This is a genomic window from Schaalia hyovaginalis (assembly GCF_014208035.1).
GTDB lineage: Bacteria > Actinomycetota > Actinomycetes > Actinomycetales > Actinomycetaceae > Pauljensenia > Pauljensenia hyovaginalis.
Genome location: NZ_JACHMK010000001.1, coordinates 674,871 through 693,390, shown reverse-complemented (window position 1 = coordinate 693,390; position 18,520 = coordinate 674,871). Strand labels below are relative to the sequence as shown.

At 70.5% G+C, this 18,520-nt stretch carries 17 protein-coding genes; 6 read left to right on the top strand and 11 right to left on the bottom strand.

The window, feature by feature from the left end:
• Nucleotides 1-17 precede the first annotated feature (17 nt).
• From HD592_RS02940 to HD592_RS02930, 3 genes are all read right to left on the bottom strand, one after another.
• Nucleotides 18-377, bottom strand: coding sequence for an NADH-quinone oxidoreductase subunit A (locus tag HD592_RS02940; protein ID WP_154475179.1), 360 nt, complete (start codon nucleotides 375-377; stop codon nucleotides 18-20).
• 34 nt (nucleotides 378-411) lie between these two features.
• Nucleotides 412-1,692: a geranylgeranyl reductase family protein gene (locus HD592_RS02935; RefSeq protein WP_343058719.1), complete on the bottom strand. Its 1,281-nt coding sequence runs from the start codon at nucleotides 1,690-1,692 to the stop codon at nucleotides 412-414.
• A gap of 218 nt (nucleotides 1,693-1,910) precedes the next feature.
• A complete protein-coding gene (locus HD592_RS02930; protein ID WP_184451770.1) occupies nucleotides 1,911-2,633 on the bottom strand; it encodes a class I SAM-dependent methyltransferase in 723 nt (240 codons plus the stop codon).
• Nucleotides 2,634-2,774: 141 nt separating this feature from the next.
• On the opposite strand from HD592_RS02930, the gene HD592_RS02925 reads away from it, so the two are divergent.
• Nucleotides 2,775-4,028, top strand: a complete 1,254-nt coding sequence (locus HD592_RS02925) for an isochorismate synthase (protein ID WP_184451769.1) — start codon at nucleotides 2,775-2,777, stop codon at nucleotides 4,026-4,028.
• 224 nt (nucleotides 4,029-4,252) lie between these two features.
• Here the strand turns inward: HD592_RS02925 and HD592_RS02920 are convergent, their stop codons facing one another.
• The 4 genes from HD592_RS02920 to HD592_RS02905 form a co-directional block, all read right to left on the bottom strand.
• Nucleotides 4,253-5,911 carry a S1C family serine protease gene (locus HD592_RS02920; RefSeq protein ID WP_246429973.1) on the bottom strand — a complete coding sequence of 553 codons (1,659 nt, stop codon included), beginning with the start codon at nucleotides 5,909-5,911 and terminating at the stop codon, nucleotides 4,253-4,255.
• Nucleotides 5,912-5,977: 66 nt separating this feature from the next.
• Entirely contained in the window at nucleotides 5,978-7,708 is a 1,731-nt protein-coding gene (menD, locus tag HD592_RS02915) for a 2-succinyl-5-enolpyruvyl-6-hydroxy-3-cyclohexene-1-carboxylic-acid synthase (RefSeq protein ID WP_184451767.1), read from the bottom strand.
• Nucleotides 7,705-8,775 (bottom strand): o-succinylbenzoate synthase, encoded by a 1,071-nt coding sequence (locus tag HD592_RS02910; RefSeq protein WP_407822463.1) that lies wholly within the window; start codon nucleotides 8,773-8,775, stop codon nucleotides 7,705-7,707. The genes menD and HD592_RS02910 overlap by 4 nt, the downstream gene beginning before the upstream one ends.
• Nucleotides 8,775-9,881 (bottom strand): hypothetical protein, encoded by a 1,107-nt coding sequence (locus tag HD592_RS02905; protein ID WP_184451765.1) that lies wholly within the window; start codon nucleotides 9,879-9,881, stop codon nucleotides 8,775-8,777. Before HD592_RS02905 ends, HD592_RS02910 begins: the two co-directional genes overlap by 1 nt.
• Before the next feature lie 182 nt (nucleotides 9,882-10,063).
• Between HD592_RS02905 and HD592_RS02900 the strand changes: the two genes are divergently transcribed.
• A complete protein-coding gene (locus HD592_RS02900; protein ID WP_184451763.1) occupies nucleotides 10,064-11,044 on the top strand; it encodes a 1,4-dihydroxy-2-naphthoyl-CoA synthase in 981 nt (326 codons plus the stop codon).
• 85 nt (nucleotides 11,045-11,129) lie between these two features.
• Here HD592_RS02900 and HD592_RS02895 read toward each other — a convergent pair whose 3' ends face one another.
• Nucleotides 11,130-12,569: a L,D-transpeptidase family protein gene (locus tag HD592_RS02895; protein ID WP_184451761.1), complete on the bottom strand. Its 1,440-nt coding sequence runs from the start codon at nucleotides 12,567-12,569 to the stop codon at nucleotides 11,130-11,132.
• 196 nt (nucleotides 12,570-12,765) lie between these two features.
• Here HD592_RS02895 and HD592_RS02890 point away from each other — a divergent pair, with 196 nt between their 5' ends.
• The 3 genes from HD592_RS02890 to HD592_RS02880 all read left to right on the top strand — a co-directional run bounded on the left by HD592_RS02890 (nucleotide 12,766) and on the right by HD592_RS02880 (nucleotide 15,547).
• Nucleotides 12,766-14,088: an AMP-binding protein gene (locus tag HD592_RS02890; RefSeq protein ID WP_184451760.1), complete on the top strand. Its 1,323-nt coding sequence runs from the start codon at nucleotides 12,766-12,768 to the stop codon at nucleotides 14,086-14,088.
• A gap of 55 nt (nucleotides 14,089-14,143) precedes the next feature.
• The gene (locus tag HD592_RS02885; protein WP_184451758.1) at nucleotides 14,144-15,037 is read left to right on the top strand and encodes a 1,4-dihydroxy-2-naphthoate polyprenyltransferase; all 894 of its coding nucleotides are present in this window, start codon (nucleotides 14,144-14,146) and stop codon (nucleotides 15,035-15,037) included.
• Between the two features lie 63 nt (nucleotides 15,038-15,100).
• Nucleotides 15,101-15,547: a hypothetical protein gene (locus HD592_RS02880; protein WP_184451756.1), complete on the top strand. Its 447-nt coding sequence runs from the start codon at nucleotides 15,101-15,103 to the stop codon at nucleotides 15,545-15,547.
• Between the two features lie 33 nt (nucleotides 15,548-15,580).
• Here HD592_RS02880 and HD592_RS02875 read toward each other — a convergent pair whose 3' ends face one another.
• The 3 genes from HD592_RS02875 to HD592_RS02865 form a co-directional block, all read right to left on the bottom strand.
• On the bottom strand, nucleotides 15,581-16,249 hold the full coding sequence (locus tag HD592_RS02875) for a histidine phosphatase family protein (RefSeq protein WP_184451754.1): 669 nt from the start codon (nucleotides 16,247-16,249) through the stop codon (nucleotides 15,581-15,583).
• Nucleotides 16,250-16,334: 85 nt separating this feature from the next.
• Nucleotides 16,335-16,433, bottom strand: coding sequence for a 30S ribosomal protein bS22 (locus HD592_RS02870; protein ID WP_003792170.1), 99 nt, complete (start codon nucleotides 16,431-16,433; stop codon nucleotides 16,335-16,337).
• A 99-nt stretch (nucleotides 16,434-16,532) separates the two neighbouring features.
• Nucleotides 16,533-16,751, bottom strand: coding sequence for a helix-turn-helix domain-containing protein (locus tag HD592_RS02865; protein ID WP_184451752.1), 219 nt, complete (start codon nucleotides 16,749-16,751; stop codon nucleotides 16,533-16,535).
• 261 nt (nucleotides 16,752-17,012) lie between these two features.
• Between HD592_RS02865 and HD592_RS02860 the strand changes: the two genes are divergently transcribed.
• Nucleotides 17,013-18,482, top strand: coding sequence for a TrkH family potassium uptake protein (locus HD592_RS02860; protein WP_184454376.1), 1,470 nt, complete (start codon nucleotides 17,013-17,015; stop codon nucleotides 18,480-18,482).
• Nucleotides 18,483-18,520: the final 38 nt, after the last annotated feature.

The following is an 18,520-nucleotide window of genomic DNA, read 5'->3' as shown; positions in this document are numbered from 1 at the left end:
GTGTTCCTCCCAGTCCCTCAGTAATCCAGTCCGCCGCGACGCCACTCGTAGACGTAGGGCACGGTGATGAGCGCGATGAAGGTGAGCATGGCGATCAGCCCGAAGAGGCCGAGGTGGTCGAAGCTCACGGCCCACGGGTACATGAAGACGACCTCGATGTCGAAGATGATGAAGGTCATCGCGACGAGGTAGTAGCGCACGGGGAAGCGCCCTTCGTGCAGGTGCGCGGAGGTCGGTTCGATCCCGCACTCGTAGTTGTCCGCCTTCACCTTCGACTTCTTCGTCGGCCCGAGGATGGCGGAGGCCACGAGGCCGCCGAAGGCGAGCACGAGGGCGGCCGCGGCCATGATGAGCAGCGGGAAGTAGGGATTCGTCATCGTTCCTCCATGGATCGATCGATTCGCCGTCCGTTCATGCCGACGGCACCAGACGGGTGAGCGCGGTGATGATGCGGTCGTCGAGGTCTCCCCCGGCGCGTTCGTACCCGTCCGACAAGAGCTTGTGGACGAATGTCATGAGGCGCGGGATCGGCAGGCCCTTCGTCGTGCACAGGCGCATGATCCGCGGGTTCTCGATGAGGGACACGAAGACGCGGCCGAGCTGGTAGTAGCCGCCGTACTCGGCTTCGAGCATCTCGGGGTATTCGCTCATTGCGCGGTCGACGCCCGCCCGGTCCGCGCGGCTGAGGGCCTGTGCGATGCATTGGGCGGCGAAGCGCCCCGCTTTGAGGGCGGGCGCGATGCCCTCGCCGTTGAAGGGGGACACCATGCCGCCGGCGTCGCCGATGAGGACGAGCCCGCAGGTGTAGTGCGGGGAGCGGTTGAAGCTCATCGGCAGCGCGGCCGAGCGGAGCGGGCCGATCTGGTTCGCCTCGGTGAATCCCCATTCCTCGGGGACGTTGCGCATCCAGGTCTCGAAGACCTTCTTGTAGGGGAGGTTCGTGGCGTTCGCCGTGGAGGCGACCGATCCGAGACCAACATTGACGACGCCGTCGCCCATCGGGAAGATCCAGCCGTATCCGGGCAGGAGATCGGATTCGCCGGGCCGCCCGCTCCACAGTTCGAGGTGGGACTCCATGAAGTCCTCATCCCCGCGTGGCGAGCGGAAGTAGGCGCGCGCGGCGACGCCCATCGGCCGGTCCGGCTTCTTCTCGATGCCCAGCGAGGTCGCCAGGCGCGCGGCGACGCCCCCGCAGTCGGCGACGAGGTCCGCGCGGACCTCGACGATGCGGGCCCTCGCGCCCTTGCCGATCTTCGCGGTCACGCCGATGACGCGGCCGGTCGGGTCCTGAAGGGCGCCGGTGACGGTGGCGCCTTCGATGAGGCGGGCGCCGGCGTCGACGGCGCGGGTGATGAGTTCATGGTCGAGGGTGATGCGCGCGCGGGTCATCCCGTAGCCGGGCAGGGACTTCTGGTCCGGCCAATCGAGTTCGACCGTGTGCCCGCCGCCGATGACGCGCAGGCCGCGGTTGCGGTTCCAGCCATCGGTGTTCACGCCCATGAGGACGAGTTCGTGCACGGCTGCGGGCGTGAGCCCGTCGCCGCAGATCTTGTCGCGCGGGAATTCGCCTTTTTCCAGGACGAGGACGTCGATTCCGAGGGAGGCGAGGTGGTAGGCGGTGGAGGCCCCCGCCGGGCCCGCGCCGACGACGATGACGGCGGCGCGGATGTCGCCGGTCAGCTCATCAGCCACGAAGCGTCCTCCCGTGATGAGCGCAGCACGCGTCTGCGCAAGTGTGCATTCCGGAGCGGTGTGCACTGCACCGCGATCCGAATCGATAGCGTAACGCGTCGCATCGCCCGGGGGTCGCCAGACGGGTATTCACGCGGCTTCTTCCGCCTGAGCCCCCCATCCTCCTCCGCGATTTAGAAAAGGAGACAGGTTCTTTATTCGGGGTCGAGGCCGCCGCCTCACGCGGGGAGCGGCTTCACGGCGCGATGCAGGGCGGCGATGCCGCCGGTCAGATCCCGGTATTCGACCTTCGACCATCCGTTCGCCGCGATCATCCGGCCGACCGCCTCCTGATCGGGCCACTCCCTGATCGATTCGACGAGGTAGTCGTACGCCGCGCCGTTCGAGGACATCAGCGTGGCGAGCAGCGGCATCACGGTCGACTGGTACAGCTCGTACACCCTGCGGAAGGCCGGATTCGGCGGCGTCGAGAACTCGCAGACCACGAGCCTGCCCCGGGGGCGTACGACCCTCGCCATTTCACGCAGGGCCTTCTCGGGATCCGGGATGTTGCGCAGGCCCCACGAGATCGTCACCGCGTCGAAGGAGGCCTCCTCGAATTGCAGGTCGAGCGCGTCGCCCAGCACGAACTCGATATCGGGGTGGCGCTCGCGCCCGACGGCGATCATGCCCTCCGAAAGATCGCAGGCCACAACCTCGGCGCCGGCCCGGGCCAGCACGGCCGAAGAAGCACCCGTGCCCGCGGCGAGGTCGAGGATCCGCTCGCCGGGACGCGGATCGACGGCCTTGCGCAGCGCCGCCATCCACACATGATCCATCCCGCCCGTCATGACGGCGTCCATGAGGTCGTAGCGCTTGGCCACGCGGTCGAACATCGCCGCGACATCGGTCGTCGACTTGCTGAGATCGGCGCGCACCGCGCCGGCTGCTCCGTGCATCATGCCCCCATCCTCCCACGCTCCCGCGCACGGGGCCTCACCGGCCGCCCGCCCCACCGCGATCCCCCTCCGCCGTCGCCGCCTCCCCTTCCGGCGGCTCCCCCGCCCGGGGCGGGGAGCGATGGCGCGGGTAGACTGTCCGCCATGCAGATCGACGCCTCCGCGAACGCGCAGCTCCGCGCGCGCATCACCTCTCTCGAGGACACGCGGTGGGAATCGACGCCCCTCCTCGACCTCCTGCCGGCCGATGCCCCGCCGCTCACCTGGCTGGGGTTCCGGCGCTCGATGGTTGGCTGGGGCGCCTCCGCTGCCTGGACCGGCGCCGGGGAGGGCGCCATCGCCGATGCGGGACGCTGGTGGGAGGCGATCCGCAAGCGGGCGCGGATCGATCGGCCGCCCTCGGCGCCGAACCGGCTGACCGCCTTCGGTTCCTTCGGGTTCTCGGCGGACGCGTCCTCGACGCTCATCGTCCCCGAGATCCTCGTCATCGACGAGGGCGGTTCGCGCTGGGCCGTCTCGACGGGGATCGACCGGGCTCCGGATCCGCTGGAGCTCCTCGACCGCGGCCGGCGCGGACGCCCTCTCCCCTCCCGGAATGTGCGCACGGAGATCGGGCGGATGACCCAGGCCGAATGGACCGAGTCGGTGGCAGAGCTCGTCGACCGCCTCGTCGCGGGCGAGGCCTCCAAAGCCGTGATGACGCGCGACATGCTCCTTCGCGCCGATGCGGCGATCGACCCGAGGTTCCTCCTCGCGCGCCTCGACGAGCTCTACCCGTCGACCTGGCGCTTCGCGGTCGACGGACTCATCGGAGCCTCGCCGGAGATGCTCGCCTCTGCCGCCGGAGGGCGCCTCCGTTCGCGCGTCCTGGCCGGAACCGCCCCCGCGGGGCGCGGAGCGGAGCTTTTGAAGTCCTCGAAGAACCTGCGCGAGCACGAGATCGCCGTCGAATCCGTGACGAATGCCCTCGCCCCCCTCGTCGAGTCGCTCCGCGAGCCGGGCGATCCCTTCATCCTCGATCTGCCCAATGTCGCGCACCTGGCGACTGACGTCGACGCGGCTCTCGGAGGCCTCACGCTGCTCGATGCCGTCGCGGCGCTGCATCCGACCGCAGCCGTCTGCGGAACCCCGCGCGAAGCAGCGCTCGCCCTCCTCGAAGAGCTCGAGAGGACCGAGCGCGGCCGCTACTCGGGGCCGGTCGGTTGGGTCGACGCCGAGGGCGAGGGCGAATTCTGCATCGCGCTGCGCTGCGGTCGTCTCGAAGACGAGGGCCGTGCGCTCCGGGTGTTCGCCGGTGCCGGGATCATGCCGGATTCGGACCCCTCGGACGAGCTGGTCGAGACCCGCCGGAAGATGAGGCCGCTCCTCGACGCGCTCGGGGTGGATCCGCTTTCCTGAGCCGCCCGGCGCTCGTGCCGACAGCGATGCCGGGACGACGCCGCGGCGCCGTCCCCGAAGAGCGCGCTCCCCCATCGATGCGCATGACGGCGGGGGGACTCGGAGCGCGGGCTCCGAGTCCCCCCCCCGCCATTTGCGGCCCGTCCCGTTGCCGGTCCCGGGACCGGCAACGGCTGTGGGCCCGTCCGCACGCGGACGGGCCCACAGCCGCTCAAGCCCGGCGCTCAGCCCTGCTGGGAGGTGAGGGTCGCCGACACCTCGTACTTCTGGCCGTTGCGCACGTAGGCGACCGTGACTTCGTCCCCGCCCTTGTAGCGCCTGACGTAACCGGTGAGCTGCTTCGAGGAGGAGACGGTCTCACCGTCGACGGCGACGACGACGTCATCGACCTTCAGGCCGGCCTTGTCCGCCCCGCCTCCGGCGGTCACGTCGACGATCTTCGCGCCCGCGACCGCTGCGCCGTCGAGCTCGGCCGTCGCCGACTGGACCGTCACGCCGAGCACGGCGTGATCGGCCGAGCCGGTGGCGATCAGCTGGTCGGCGACCGAGGAGACCAGATCGACGGGGATCGCGAAGCCGAGGCCGATCGAACCGGCCTGTCCCGAGGACCCCGAGTTCGAAGCGATCGAGGAGTTGATGCCGATGACCCTGCCGCTCGAGTCGAAGAGCGGGCCGCCGGAGTTGCCCGGGTTGATCGACGCGTCCACCTGGATCGCATTCGTGATGACCGAATCCGAGGAGCTCGTCGAACGGTTCTGGAGCTGGGGCAGCTGACCGAAAGGATCATTCGGGTCGCTCGGCGTCGATCCCGAGTCGGTGTTGGACACCTCGACGGGCCTGTTGAGAGCCGAGATCACACCGGTCGTCACCGTATTCGACAGGCCGAGCGGCGCTCCGACCGCCATGACCTCCTGGCCGACGGCGAGGTCGGATGAGGAACCGAATGTCGCGACCGTGAGATCCGCCGGGGGGTTGGTCAATCGGATGACGGCGAGGTCCGTCGTCTGATCGGTGCCGACGATCTCCGCCTCGTAGAGGCGAGAATCCGCGAGGGTCACGGTGATCTTCCCCTGACCGTCGAGGGCGGGCGAGATGACGTGGTAGTTCGTCACGATGTCGCCGTTGGCGTTGTAGACGACGCCGGAGCCGACTCCGGAGCTCGAGGAGGACTGGACGCCGATCGTGACGACGGCCGGCGAGACCGTGGAGGCGACGGCCTGCCAATCGGGGCTGTCCCCGCTGGAGGTCACCGGAGTAACCGTCGTCGCCCCTTGGGAGGTCGACGGCACCGGCACGGAGCGCGCGGTGGAGCGGGTCTGCATGAGTGCCCAGGAGGCGGAGAGGGTGATCGCCGCGGTCAGGATCATCGAGACGATCAGGGCGAACCAGCTCGGCCCGTGCTTCGCCTTCTTCGTCGATGGGGGCGCGACAACGGCCGAGGGCATCTGCTGCGCCCCCTCAGGCGCGCCGGTCCAGGCCGACGGGCCCTGAGGTCCGCGGCCCCCGGGGGCCGCGGACGGCATCCAGGCCCGGGGCGCCTGCGCCTCAGCCGGGGCCTGCGCGCCGTGGAAGGCCTGCGCGCCATGCGGCGCCTGCGCCTCAGCAGGCGCCGAGGCGGCCGTCATCGGCGTCGTCTCGTCCGCAAGGGGCGCTCGCGTCGCGCCCTCATCGCAGGCGGGGCTCATCGGCGCCGTCCGATCCTGCGCGGCGGCCGCCTCGACCGCGGGGGCGGCCTCGGGGCCGAGGGGAAGCGATTCTCCGGGCTGATCATTCGGGGGAAGGATCCGCGTGGATTCCTCTGCGCCCGCCTCGGGTTCCGGTGTCGGGACCTGCGGAGCTCCGGGACGCTGCCCCTCGTAGGGATCCGATTGCGTGTCGCTCATAGACTCCTTCTTTCCAAGCGGCCGATCGTGGCTGATGACACCAGTGTGCAGGCCTTGGCTTCCCTGTTACTGAATCTGATCTGTACGTTTGCTGTGAAGGCCGAGGCCCTGTGCCGCCTTCTTCACGTCCTGGAGCTCATCGGGGCGCGAGCAGACGATCCTGCACACGACGACGCCCCGCGGGGCGCGGTCGAGAAGAGCGCGCAGCTCTTCGCGCGTCGACGCCTCCCGGTAGGCGAGCCCGTGCGCCCGGGCGAGCCCCTCGATCGAGGTGGGCTGAGGGGTGGCGAACCAGCGGCCGAAAGTCGGGGCGTTCTCCGAGCGCCCGTGCTCCAATCCCCGGAAGATGCCGCCGCCCCCGTCATCGGCGACGAGGATGAGGAGATCGGGCGTCGGCTCATCCGCGGGGACGGCGAGCGCGCCGGCGTCGTGGAAGAAGGACAGATCGCCCATGAGGGCGGTGACCGGCTCCCCGGTGCCGAGGGCGAGGCCCATGGCGCTGGCGATCGTCCCGTCGATGCCCGCGAGCCCGCGGTTGGAGACGACCCGACGGGGGCGACCGCGCTCTCCGACCAGATCGGCGGCGCGCACCGAGTTGGAGGCCCCCAGGAAGAGCGTCCGGGAATCGGCGGACCACACGGTCCGGGCCGCATGAAGGACGCTCAGGGGGGCGGCGTCGAGGACGCCTCCGATCCTTTCACCCGCGGATCGGGCGAGGGCGCGCCACTGCTCGAGCCAGGAGCCGTCCGGGATCCGCCCGTCCGGATCTGCGGGCGGCGCCGCGAGCGCGGGCACGACGAGAGCCGCGGCTCCCGCGACGTCGGTCCATTCATTCGTCGGATCCACGACGATGATCCGCAGATCCCGACGGGCGAGGAGGGCCGATACGGGCCGCGACAGCGTCGGCCTGCCCGTGACGATGACCTGTTCGATCCGCTCGGCCAGCCCGGATTCGAGGAGCGACTGCTCGAAGGGGATACGGAGCTCATCGAAGGCGAGGCCGCTGGTGGGCTCGGCGAGGATCGGGAGCCGCGCCGCCGCGGCCCAGCGCGACGCCTCGGGATCAGCGGCGTCACCGGCGATGATGACCGTGCGCAGACCGCCTTCGACCGCCTGCTCCCATTCGAGCGGAACGGGCGGGCTCGGATGCACGCGCGCGGGCGCGGACCCCTCCAAGGAGAAGGGGGGAGCCGCGATCGAGCCCCCCCGGGGCGTGAGGGGATCCCGGAAGGCGATGTTGATCTGAACGGGGCCCGCGCTCCCCGAGGGCAGCCCCTGGGCGCGGGCGAGGACGCGCCCGATGCGCGAGACCAGACCCGGACCGGGCGGGGAGTCGGCGGGCAGATCGAGGCAGGCGCGCGCATGCGGCCCGAAGATCCCCGCCTGCGTCGTCGTCTGGGATGCTCCCACCCCTTGCATCTCCGCGGGCCGATCCGCGCTCACCACGATCAGGGGAAGGCGCGAATGATGGGCCTCGGCGACTCCCGCGTGCAGTTCCGCAACCGCTCCCCCGGAGGTCGTGACGATCGCGACCGGCGCCGGACGGCGCCTGAGAGCAGGATCGTCGGGGGACGAGTCGTCTCGCCGGCCCGCCCTCGACAATCCGACCGCGAGGAAGCAGGCCGAACGCTCGTCGAGGCGGACATGGGCGCGGACGAGGCCGGCGTCGACCGCGGCCGCCAGCGCATAGGCGAGCGGCGCCGATCGCGAACCGGGGCAGTAGACGACGTCGCGCACCCCCGCCGAGATCAAGGCGGAGAGCAGCAAGCGGGCGAGCAGTTCGGAGGGATGACTCATCGGCGCTCCCCGAGGTGTACGGCCATGGCGTCGAGGCGATCGATCCAGCGCGCGCGAAGGGCCTCATCGACCGGCGAGGCGAGGAGTCGCAGATCGGGCTCGAGCTCGCGAAGGGGCAGCGAGCCGGCCTCGACCCGCACGGGCTCGGCGACGACATCGGAGGCGAGGAAAGAGGCGGTCGCGAGCCCGCAGGCGAGGACCTCCCCGGGGATCGACGCGGCGGCGCGGACTGCGACCTGGAGGCCGATCGAGGATTCGAGGGCGGAGGAGACGACCAGTCGCAGGCCCGTCTCCTCCCCGATCCTCAAAGCCCTGCGGATCCCGCCGAGCGGAGCGATCTTGATGACCGCGACATCGGCGGCGCCCGCGCGCGCGACCGCCACGGGATCCGAAGCGCGGCGAATGGACTCGTCGGCGGCGATGGGAGCCCGAACCGCGCGACGCACCCGCGCGAGCTCCTCGACGCTCGCGCAGGGCTGCTCCACGTACTGAAGACCGCCCACCGCCTCGGCCGCCTCGTCGAGGAGCTCGATCGCGGCGATCGCCTCATCCGCCGTCCACGCCGCGTTCGCATCCACTCGGACGCGGCCCTCATCCCCGACCGTCTCGGCGAGCGCCCGGGCAACCGCGCGCACCCGTTCAGCGTCGTCCTCGAGACGCGCTCCCGGATCGGCGACCTTCACCTTGGCGGTCGCACAGCCCCGCGATCGGATGACGCGATCCCGCGCCGATTCGGCGGAGACCACCGGGATCGTCACATTCACGGGGACCGCATCGCGGTGAAGACGGGGCCCCGGCGAGGAGGCCGCATCGATCGCCCCCTCGAGCCACGTCGAGGACTCGGCCGGATCGTAATCCCAGAAAGGAGCGGCCTCCGCCCAGCCGGACTCCCCGTGGAGCAGGAGGCCGTCCCGGCTCGTCACCCGGCGGAAGCGGACGTTCATCGCGAGATCGTAGACGAGGACCTCGTCGATGCCCCCGAGGACCGCGCGCACGTGCGAGGGGAGGGCGCGGATGTCGATCCGCGAGAGCCGGGCGGAGTTCCGAGGTAGGGGCATGGCGTCCATCATGCCCGCCTCCGAGGATCTTCGCCCGCCCCGACGACGAGCATCGCCGAGGCCGGTCCCAGGAGCGCATGCCCCGTGCACTCCGATCCCGAAACGGCGTCACGGCCGATGATCGCCGAGAGCTCGCGCGCGCGATCGGCATGATTGAAGAGGAGCAGCGCCCCGGATCGACGCGCGCACTCGACCCCGTCGGGCATTTCGGGATGCGGGGGCGCCAGATGCGCGACTGCGGCAACGAGGGCGAGCAGCCCGCGGCTGGTCGCGGCGTCCAGGCGCGCCGAGATCCTCCACAGCCCGCCCGATGCGATCGGCTCGCGAGTGATGGCGGGCCCTGAGGCGTCGGGGACGGAGGCGATCAACTGCGCCGAGGCCCCGATGCCCCGAAGCGGCGGTGGCGAGGCGTTCAGGGTCCTCGGAGCGGGAGCCGGATCGCCCAGGAGGTCCATGGCGCGGTGCAAGAGCGGCGACACGTCCCGGAGCAGGGGTCCCGGCCCGTCCCCCGGCGAAGGCACGCCGCCCCCCGACTCAAAGAAGGCCCGATGCGCCCGGGAGATGCGATGCGCCACTATTCCCGAATCCGCGAAACGCGGATGCCCGTCCTCAGCGGACTCGTCCCGGATCACCTGGAGGCCCCGCCCGCACAGGTCCTCGATGAGCTCGCACCCGAGCCCTCCCTCGACGATCGCAAGACGGCACGCCCGCGTCAGCGCGAGCCCCCGTTCATCGGGCCGCAGGATCCGGGGAGCGTACCCCGCCTCCCAGGCGCTTCGGTGCCAGGCCCTGAGCGGCCCGGATCCTTCCGGATCCGCGCAGAGGAGAACGATCCCGGCGAGTTCATCGTCGCGGGCCGCGAGGGAGCCCAGCGCCTCGTCGAGTTCGCTCCCCGCGGCGACGAGGCTCTCGCCCGCGCCGCCCTGCGCACCCGCGGCTCCGTGGGCGGCGGCGAGGACCGCCCGCCCGGATCGTTCGGACTCGCTCATCCGCGCAGCGTCCTCGAATCGGGCGATCCAGGAGCGCGCACCCGCTTCGGCGCGCGCGCAGTCCAGGGCGAAGGCGAGGCCGTGCGCGGATGCCGGAGGGATCGTGAAGACGGGCATCTCGGTCATGCCCGAAGACTACCCGGCCTCACGGGCGTCTCCATCCGCGCGGACGCGGAGCGGTCGGCGAGGAACGACCCGGCCTCCCCGCCGCTCCCCCGGTGACGGGGGCGCGGCGGGCGCGGGGTCTCGGGGAGGCGGACGAAGGCCTTGCGGCGCAGGAGGAGCCCCTCCTTGCGTAGGCTTGCGGCATGAGCGCGCTTTCCTTCATCTCCGACACCTTCGATCCGAGCCGGTGGCGCGAAGTCGCAGGCTTCGACCTCCACGACCTCACGTACCACCGCGGGATCTCGCGCGGGGCGGAGGCGGACGGCCGCCCCGCGGGCGAGGACATGCCGGTCGTGCGCATCGCCTTCGACCGGCCCGATATCCGCAACGCCTTCCGGCCGACGACCGTCGACGAGCTGTACCGCTGCCTCGACCACGCGCGCCAGACGAGCGACGTGGCGGCAGTCATCCTCACCGGCAACGGCCCGAGCGCGAAGGACGGCGGTTATTCCTTCTGCTCGGGCGGCGACCAGAGGGTGCGCGGCGCCGACGGCTATCGCTACGAGGTCGAGGGTGCCGACTCGCAGGCCGACACCGCGACCCGGCGCGAGCAGGTCGACCCCGCGCGCGCCGGCCGCCTGCACATCCTCGAGGTGCAGCGTTTGATCCGGCAGATGCCGAAGGTCGTCATCGCGGCGGTGCCCGGTTGGGCGGCGGGCGGCGGGCACTCCCTCAACGTGGTCTGCGACCTGTCGATCGCCTCTAAGGAGCACGCGGCCTTCATGCAGACCGACGCGAACGTCGGATCCTTCGATGCGGGCTACGGCTCGGCCCTGCTCGCCCGCCAGGTCGGGGACAAGCGGGCGCGCGAGATCTTCTTCCTGGCGCACCGCTACGACGCCGAAACGGCCGAACGCTGGGGGGTGGTCAACGCCGCGGTCCCCCATTCCCGTCTCGAGGAGACGGCGCTCGAATGGGCCGCCACGATCGCCTCCAAGTCCCCGCAGGCGATCCGCATGCTGAAGTTCGCCTTCAATCTCGCCGACGACGGAATGGCGGGCCAGCAGGTCTTCGCGGGGGAGGCGACGCGCATGGCGTACATGACGCCCGAGGCCCAGGAGGGCCGCGACGCCTTCCTCGAGCACCGCGCGCCCGACTGGAGCGGGCACCCGTATTACTACTGAGACGCGGATGCGGGTGGGGGCGGACTCCGAAGAGTCCGCCCCCACCCGCGTTCCGCCGATCGCGCCCCCGTCGAAGGGATCGGCCTCAGTAGTGCGAGACCACCGTCGTACCGATCTCCGACCAGTCGTAGATGAACTTCGCAGCGGTCACCGGCATGTTCACGCAGCCGTGCGAGCCGCCCGGTCCGGACCAGCCGAAGGAGGAGCGCCACGGTGCACCGTGGAAAGCGTAGGAGCCGGTGAAGTAGGTGACCCAGGGAACGTCCGGAGTCTCGTACTTCGTCCCGTCGGAGTTGAGGCCGCGCATCGTCTGCGAAGCATACTTGAGGTAGACGTGGTAAGTGCCCGTCACGGTCGGCGTATCCGGAGCGCCCGGAACCATGTAGTAAGGACCGCCCACGACGGTGGCGCCCTCGTACGCGGTGATGGTCGCGGTCGAGAGGTTGATATCGACCCACTTCTCACCGGGGGCCGCCTGGTAGACGAGGTTCTCCGCGCCCTCCGCGACGAGGCGCTCCTCGTAGGTCGGGGCGACTTCGTCGTAGGTGATCTCGCCCGAGTAGGCCCGCCCCGAGTCGAGCGCCGAGACCAGGGCGTCCCCGAGGGCGTCCACGTTGTTGGCGGTCCTGCCGGCGACGCCCTCCTTCGCGACGGTCAGCACCGTGCCCTGGGTGTTGACGTTGTGGATGCCGTTGACGACTTCGATGTTCGTGCCCTCGACGGTGGACTTGACCCAGGCGTCCGATTTCGCGGCGTCGACCGACACCTTCACGCTGCCGTCGTCCTGCGGATCGGTCTTGACCCACGAGGCCTTGTCGGCGGCGGAGGCCTTGAAGGCGTCAACGCCGTCGGTGAGGACGACCTCGAGCGCGACGATCGCGTTCGCGGCGTCGGCGGCGGCCGAGGCCGCTTCGCTCGTCACCTTCGGGCTCACCTCGCGGGCCTCGAGCGAATGGGATCCCGAGGCGAGGGCGGCGCCCTGGGCCATCACGGCCTTCTTGACCGCCTCCTCATCGACCAGCGATCCGGAAGCGGACTGCGTCGCGGTGAAGGTCACGCCGTCTTCGCCGAGGGCCACCTCCGCCTCTATGACGGGGGTGCCCGTGGTGGTGGCGAGCTCGGTCGCGAAGGAGGCGAGGGCCTTCTCATCCGTCTTGAGGACCGGAGTCACATCCTGCGAATTGAAGAGGGCGCCGATCTTCGAGCCGAATCCCGCATTGGGCGCGAAGACGGCATCAGCGGTCTTCTCCGCGTCCACCGTGACGCCCGCGTCGGCGAGGCTCGTCTCGGTCGCGGTGCCGTTGATGTCGAAGGTGACCTTCGTGGCCGCGGCGCGCCGCTCGATCAGGGAGACGACTTCGTCGCGGGACATGCCGGTCACGGATTCACCCGCGACCGCGACGCCGGGAAGCGCCCGGTCGGCGTAGGAGAGGGCGTAGGCGGCGGTGGCGCCGACGAGGACGACAACCAAAGCGGCGACCGAGGCGATCGCCACCTTCATCTTTGTCGAAATTCGCGTAATCATCGGGCTCATGGTATCCCGCTGTGACTGCGCGCGCCCACAAGGTCCTCGTTTTCACCATGGGGCGCGCGCCACAGCGGCCCGGAGGAGGACCGCAACTTCGCAGTTCCTCAGCGGACGGCCTAGGCTGTTCGGGTCGAATCGGAGGGCCGGTCCGGTCCTCACCATCCGCTCCACGTTCATCGCCCAGGAGGTCCCGATGTCCCCAGCGCGCATCCTCGTCGTCCCCGGCGGCACGCAGATCGGGGCCGTCGCCCTCGCGAATGCGGCGATCCACAAGCTCGTCGAACTCCACGAGGAGCGCCTCGCGGACCCCGGGCATCCGGCGCCCCGCACGCTCGTCGCCCTGCGTGATCCCGGCGAGGTGCCGCCCTCGTCGCTCAGGCAGAGCACGGCGACGCCCGCGCAGGCCTTCCCCGCGGATCGCTTCCCCGCCCTGGCGGAGCGGATCGACGACCCCTCCTTCTTCGAGGGCGTGGACCTCATCGTCTCGACCTCCGGTTCGACCTCAGGATCGCCCCGCCTCGTCGGCCTCTCGATCGAATCCCTCGTGGCCTCCGCGAATGCCACCCATCGTGCGCTGGAGGGCCCCGGCCGCTGGATCCTCGCACTCCCCGCGCACCACATCGCGGGGGCGATGGTCCTCGTGCGGGCCGCCGTCGCCGACACCGCCCCCCTCATCGTCGACAGCCCGGGCGCCTTCGATCCGAGGGCCCTCCTGCCGGCGATCGCGGGCGCGACCCAGGAGCGCGACGTGCCCGGCTACCTGTCGCTCGTCCCCACGCAGCTCGCCGCCTGCCTCGAGGCGGGCGAGGAGGTGCTCGCCCCGATGCGGGCCCTGGCCGCGATCCTCGTCGGCGGGGCGGCGGCCCGCAACGGCCTGCTCGAACGCGCCGAGCACGCCGGTCTCAAGATCGTGACCACCTACGGAATGACGGAGACCTGCGGCGGGTGCGTCTACGACGGCGTGCCCCTCGAGGGCGTCCAGGTCCGCGCGGTCGACCGTGACGGCTCGAGCCGCTTGGCGATCGCAGGCCCGGTCCTCATGACCCGCTATCTCGACGCCGATTCCCCCTTCTTCGACGAGGGCGGGAGCACCTGGCTCCTGACGGGCGACCTCGGAGTCATCACCGGCGGCGGTCTGGTGCGCGTCGAGGGCAGGGCCGACGACGTGATCGTCACCGGAGGGCTCTCGGTCGCACCGGGGCAGGTCCTGTCCGCGCTCCTGTCGGCGCCCGGGATCGCGGACGCGTGGGTGACCTCGACCCCTGACGACAAGTGGGGGGAGCTCGTCACCGCGATCGTGGTCCCCGCTCAGATGCCGACCTCGCCCGAGCAGATGGCGGGCCTGGGGCGCGCGATCCGCGACCACGTCGGGTCCCGCATCGGCCGCGCCTACGCGCCCCGGCGCGTCGTGGCCGCCGATGCCCTGCCCTCCCTCAACGGAGTGAAGATCGACAGGATCGGCGCGCGCAGGATCGCCGAGGACGAGGACCGGCCCGAACGCGACTGGCGCAGGTGACCCGCCAAGACCGCCCCCGCTTGTGAATCGCCCGGAACGGCAAGGAGTTTGAGAGATGGCGACCCTACCCCAGTGGATCGAAGGCGCTCGCCCGCGCACCCTTCCCGCAGCCGCCTCCCCCGTGATCCTCGGATCGGCGGCGGCCCACCACCTCGGCGGATTCGACCCGCTGCGCGCGCTGCTCGCCCTCGTCGTCGCCCTCGCCCTGCAGATCGGCGTCAACTACTCGAACGACTACTCCGACGGGATCAGGGGCACCGACGCGGAGCGGAAGGGGCCCCTGCGCCTGACCGGTTCGGGCCTGGCCGCACCGAAGTCCGTCCTCGGCGCCGCCCTGGGCTTCTACGCGTTCGCAGGGTTCGCCGGACTGGCCCTCCTCGCCCTTTCCGGGCAGTGGCTCCTCCTCATCCCCGGAATCCTCGCGGTGCTCGCCGGATGGTTCTACACGGGCGGACGGACCCCCTACGGATACATGGGCATCGGCTTGTCCGAACTCTTCGTCTTCGTCTTCTTCGGCCTCATGGCCTGCGTCGGAACCACGTGGACGCAGATCCAGGAGGCGCCGGCCTGGCTGTGGGGGCTCGCCTCGGCCCTCGGACTGGAGTCCGTGGCCCTCCTCATGGTGAACAACATCCGGGACATCCCCTCCGACACCGAGTCCGGGAAGCGGACCCTCGCGGTGCGCCTCGGCGACGGCGCCTCCCGGAGCGTCTTCTCCGCCTGCTTCACGATCGCCGTCGTCATCCTGGGAACCGCGCTCCACGCGCTGGGCTTCACGGTCTTCACCTCGGTCTGCCTCATGCTCCTCACCGCCCTCGGCGCCGCACCGGCCGTGCTCCCCGTCTCCACGGGCGCCGCGGGCGCGGCCCTCATCCCCGCGCTGCGCAACACGGGCCTGTTCACGCTCGCCTACGCCGTCCTCGCGAGCATCCTCCTCCTCATCGCCTGAGCGCTTCGCCGAGGGCGCAACTCCCGCAGGGGCGTCAGGGCCCCCGAGGGATAAAATTGCCGGATGCTGAGGATTCTCATCGCCATTGCCTGGATCGCCGTCACCGTGTACGCGATCGCCGACTGGTTCCGCACGCCCGAGGAGGAGCTCTGGGCGCGGATGCCCAAAGCGATGTGGCTCGTCCTCATCCTCATCACGATCCCCTCCTTCTCCCTGGGCTCCATCGCCTGGATCGTCCTCCGCGCCGTTTCGCGCGCCGAAGCCGGGCAGTCGCCCCTGCCCCCGCTCCCCATGCAGCGCCCCGCGCAAGCTCGGCCCGAGAAGCCCCGTCCGCTCGCGCCGGATGACGACCCCGAGTTCCTCTTCAGGATCGAGCGCGACATTCAGCGCGAGAAGCGGCGCAGCGCCGAAGCGGGTGGCGGGGACGGAGCGGACGAATCCCCGGCGGCGCAGCCCGAGACGCGCGACGAGGGCGAAGGCGAGGGGGCCGAGGGCGGTCCGCGCGAGTAGGCGGGCCGACCGGACCCTCAGCGCTCGGGGCCCTCAGCGTTTGAGGGCGGCCGCCGAATCGCCCGGGGTCATGTCCTGGGCCTCGGCGACCAGGTCCGCCGCCGGTTCGGAGTACCCGATCGCCACGAGGGTCGAGCCGACGAACTCGAATGTCGTGAGCGATGCGAGCGAGCAGCGCCTCGACCAGGGCGCGTGGGCGAGGGGCTGCTTGCGCGCGAATCGGGTGAGGACCGTGATCGGGCTCTGATGCGAGACGACGAGGGCCTCGCGCCCCTCGGCGATCCGCAGGGCGGAGGAGAGCGCCGCGCTCATCCGCGCGGCGATCTGCGCGTAGGGCTCGCCCCAGCTCGGCCGCAGCGGGTTCGTGTAGTACCTGAGGTTCCCGGGCTTGAAGAAGATCGCGCGATCGGAATTGACCGCTTCGCCCTCGAAGACGTTGCCCGCTTCGATGAGACGCGGATCCGAGAGGATCGGCAGGCCGTAGGCGCGGGCCGTGGGCGCCGCGGTGAGCTGGGCGCGCAGGAGCGGGGAGGCGATCACCGCGCTGATGTCCGCGCCCTCTGCGACCAGGTGATCCGCGACTCTTCGGGCCATCGCCCCGCCGAGCTCGGTGAGGGCGAAACCGGGGAGGCGGCCGTAGAGCACGCCTTCAGGATTGTCGACCTCGCCGTGGCGCATCACGTGGATCTTCGTCGAAATCATGCCCCCAGTCTCCCACGCTTCGACGAGGCGCGCGCCGCCGCGGGGCGAAGCGAAGGGCCCGGCCGATCGGCCGGGCCCTCAACACTCACTTCTTGTTGCGACGCTGGTGACGCGTCTTGCGCAGCAGCTTGCGGTGCTTCTTCTTCGCCATGCGCTTGCGGCGCTTCTTGATCACGGAGCCCATGGGGTTCCTCCCTCGTGTATGAAAAAAGATGCGCGGCGGAGGTTACCACCGCTCGTCGTTCATGCCCGAGCGGGCACAGCAGCGACCATTCTACCCGCTTCAGCCGCCGATCCCGGCCGCACGCCCATCTGTGTGATCGGCGAGACCCGACGCGATGAGCGCGCCGACGGCGGCCTCGGGGACGCGGAAGCTCTTCCCGACCCTGATCGCGGGCATTTCTCCGGAGTGGATCAGGCGATACACGGTCATTTTCGACACGCGCATGAGTTCCGCCACCTCGGACACCGTCATGAAACGGGGTGCGGACTTCTGATCCATGAAGACTCCTGAGCTCATCAAAGCGGGACCCGGAACCCTGCGTCCTATGATTCACCCGCTTCAGGGCCATACTAGTGGTTGAGGGCGCCTTGTCGGCAACTTCGGAGGAGGAGAATCCTTCTCCCCGGACGGCCGAGCGCACCCCCTCGCTCACTATCCGTAGTCTTGTGCCGATCAAGCGCTCCCGATCGGAGGAAGGACGGGCCCGTGGCGCACCACGAGAAGCCGATCGACCTGCCCCTCGGCACGACGGCCCGCGCGATGGGGGCTTCGGGCCGACGAGCCCCCTCCCCGGCATCCGCGGAGGAGTTCGATGCGGCCCCCTCGCCCCTCGTCCGCCGGGTGGGCCGCACGGATCCCGCCCCGGAGGACACCCCCGTCGACCGCTTCAAGGCGTGGTTCGTCCGCCAGGCCCGCTACGCGCCCGCGCGCCTCGCCCTCGGCGTCTTCGCGCTCATCATCGCGGTCATCACCGCACTCCTCAGCCTGCCGATCGCGACGATCCCCCAGCGCCCGGTCTCCTTCGTCGACATCCTCTTCACCGCTGTTTCCGCGGTGTGCGTCACGGGCCTGACCACGGTGGAGACGGCGACGAGCTGGACGCCCTTCGGTCAGGGCGTCATCGCCCTCGGCATCATGATCGGCGGCCTGGGCGTGATGACCCTCGCCTCGATCCTCGGCTTCGCGGTTTCGCGCCACCTCGGCCTGACCCAGCGGATGCTCGCCGCCCAGGAGACGAAGTCGGACGGGCTGGGCCAGATCTCCGGCCTCCTGAAAGCGGTCATCGCGACCTCGCTCACCGCTGAATCCCTCCTCTTCCTCATCTTCCTCCCCCGGTTCCTCACGATGGGCGAAACCCTGGGCAGGGCGGTCTGGGAGGCCATGTTCATGGCGATCTCCGTCTTCAACAACGCGGGCTTCGTCATCCTCGTCGGCGGCCTCGCCCCGCACGTCTCCGATTGGTGGCTCCTCGCACCGATCGTCCTGGGGACCTTCGTGGGCGCGATCGGCTTCCCCGTCATTCAGGACCTCGCCGCCCGGTGGCGCACCCCGAGCAAGTGGGCGCTGCACACGAAGCTCACACTGTCGGTCTACGCGATCCTCGCGCTCGTGGGGACGGTGATGCTCGCCCTCACCGAATGGACTAATCCGCTCACACTGGGGTCGCTCGACACCTCGACGTGCCTGCTCAACATCCTGCTCGCGGGCGTGAACTCGCGCTCCTCGGGGCTGTCGGCCCTCGATGTCGGCGTCATGCGGCCGCAGACGCACTTCGTCCAGGACGTCCTCATGATGATCGGCGGCGGCTCGGCGTCGACCGCGGGCGGCATCAAGGTCACGACTTTCGCGGTGCTCGTCCTCGCGGTGATCGCCGAGGCGAGGGGCGATCAGGACATCGAGACCTTCGGGCGACGGATCCCGCCCTCGGTCGTGCGCCTTTCGGTCGCGGTGTCCCTGCTGGGCCTGACGCTCGTCGCCGTGTCCGTGGTGGTCCTGCTGTCGCTCACGAACTACTCGCTCGACACGATCCTCTTCGAGACGATCTCCGCCTTCGCGACGGTCGGCCTGTCGACCGGCATCACCGCGACGCTGCCGCCCCTGGGCAAGTACGTGCTCATCATCCTCATGTTCGCCGGGCGGACCGGCTCGATGACCATGGCCGCGGCTCTTGCGCTGCGGGACCGTTCGCGCGTGATCCGCATGCCCGAGGAGCGCCCGATCATCGGTTAGAGGACGCGAGGCTCCGCTGATCGACGAGGGGCGCCCGG

Bases quoted from the DNA above. Each gene is read 5' to 3' on its own strand.
- HD592_RS02895 (WP_184451761.1), bottom strand. From the start codon at position 12,569: ATGATTACGCGAATTTCGACAAAGATGAAGGTGGCGATCGCCTCGGTC.
- menD (WP_184451767.1), bottom strand. From the start codon at position 7,708: ATGAGTCATCCCTCCGAACTGCTCGCCCGCTTGCTGCTCTCCGCCTTG.
- HD592_RS02885 (WP_184451758.1), top strand. From the start codon at position 14,144: ATGGCGACCCTACCCCAGTGGATCGAAGGCGCTCGCCCGCGCACCCTT.
- HD592_RS02910 (WP_407822463.1), bottom strand. From the start codon at position 8,775: ATGGACGCCATGCCCCTACCTCGGAACTCCGCCCGGCTCTCGCGGATC.
- HD592_RS02940 (WP_154475179.1), bottom strand. From the start codon at position 377: ATGACGAATCCCTACTTCCCGCTGCTCATCATGGCCGCGGCCGCCCTC.
- HD592_RS02860 (WP_184454376.1), top strand. From the start codon at position 17,013: ATGGGGGCTTCGGGCCGACGAGCCCCCTCCCCGGCATCCGCGGAGGAG.
- HD592_RS02905 (WP_184451765.1), bottom strand. From the start codon at position 9,881: ATGACCGAGATGCCCGTCTTCACGATCCCTCCGGCATCCGCGCACGGC.
- HD592_RS02900 (WP_184451763.1), top strand. From the start codon at position 10,064: ATGAGCGCGCTTTCCTTCATCTCCGACACCTTCGATCCGAGCCGGTGG.
- HD592_RS02930 (WP_184451770.1), bottom strand. From the start codon at position 2,633: ATGATGCACGGAGCAGCCGGCGCGGTGCGCGCCGATCTCAGCAAGTCG.
- HD592_RS02880 (WP_184451756.1), top strand. From the start codon at position 15,101: ATGCTGAGGATTCTCATCGCCATTGCCTGGATCGCCGTCACCGTGTAC.
- HD592_RS02920 (WP_246429973.1), bottom strand. From the start codon at position 5,911: ATGAGCGACACGCAATCGGATCCCTACGAGGGGCAGCGTCCCGGAGCT.
- HD592_RS02870 (WP_003792170.1), bottom strand. From the start codon at position 16,433: ATGGGCTCCGTGATCAAGAAGCGCCGCAAGCGCATGGCGAAGAAGAAG.
- HD592_RS02875 (WP_184451754.1), bottom strand. From the start codon at position 16,249: ATGATTTCGACGAAGATCCACGTGATGCGCCACGGCGAGGTCGACAAT.
- HD592_RS02890 (WP_184451760.1), top strand. From the start codon at position 12,766: ATGTCCCCAGCGCGCATCCTCGTCGTCCCCGGCGGCACGCAGATCGGG.
- HD592_RS02925 (WP_184451769.1), top strand. From the start codon at position 2,775: ATGCAGATCGACGCCTCCGCGAACGCGCAGCTCCGCGCGCGCATCACC.
- HD592_RS02865 (WP_184451752.1), bottom strand. From the start codon at position 16,751: ATGGATCAGAAGTCCGCACCCCGTTTCATGACGGTGTCCGAGGTGGCG.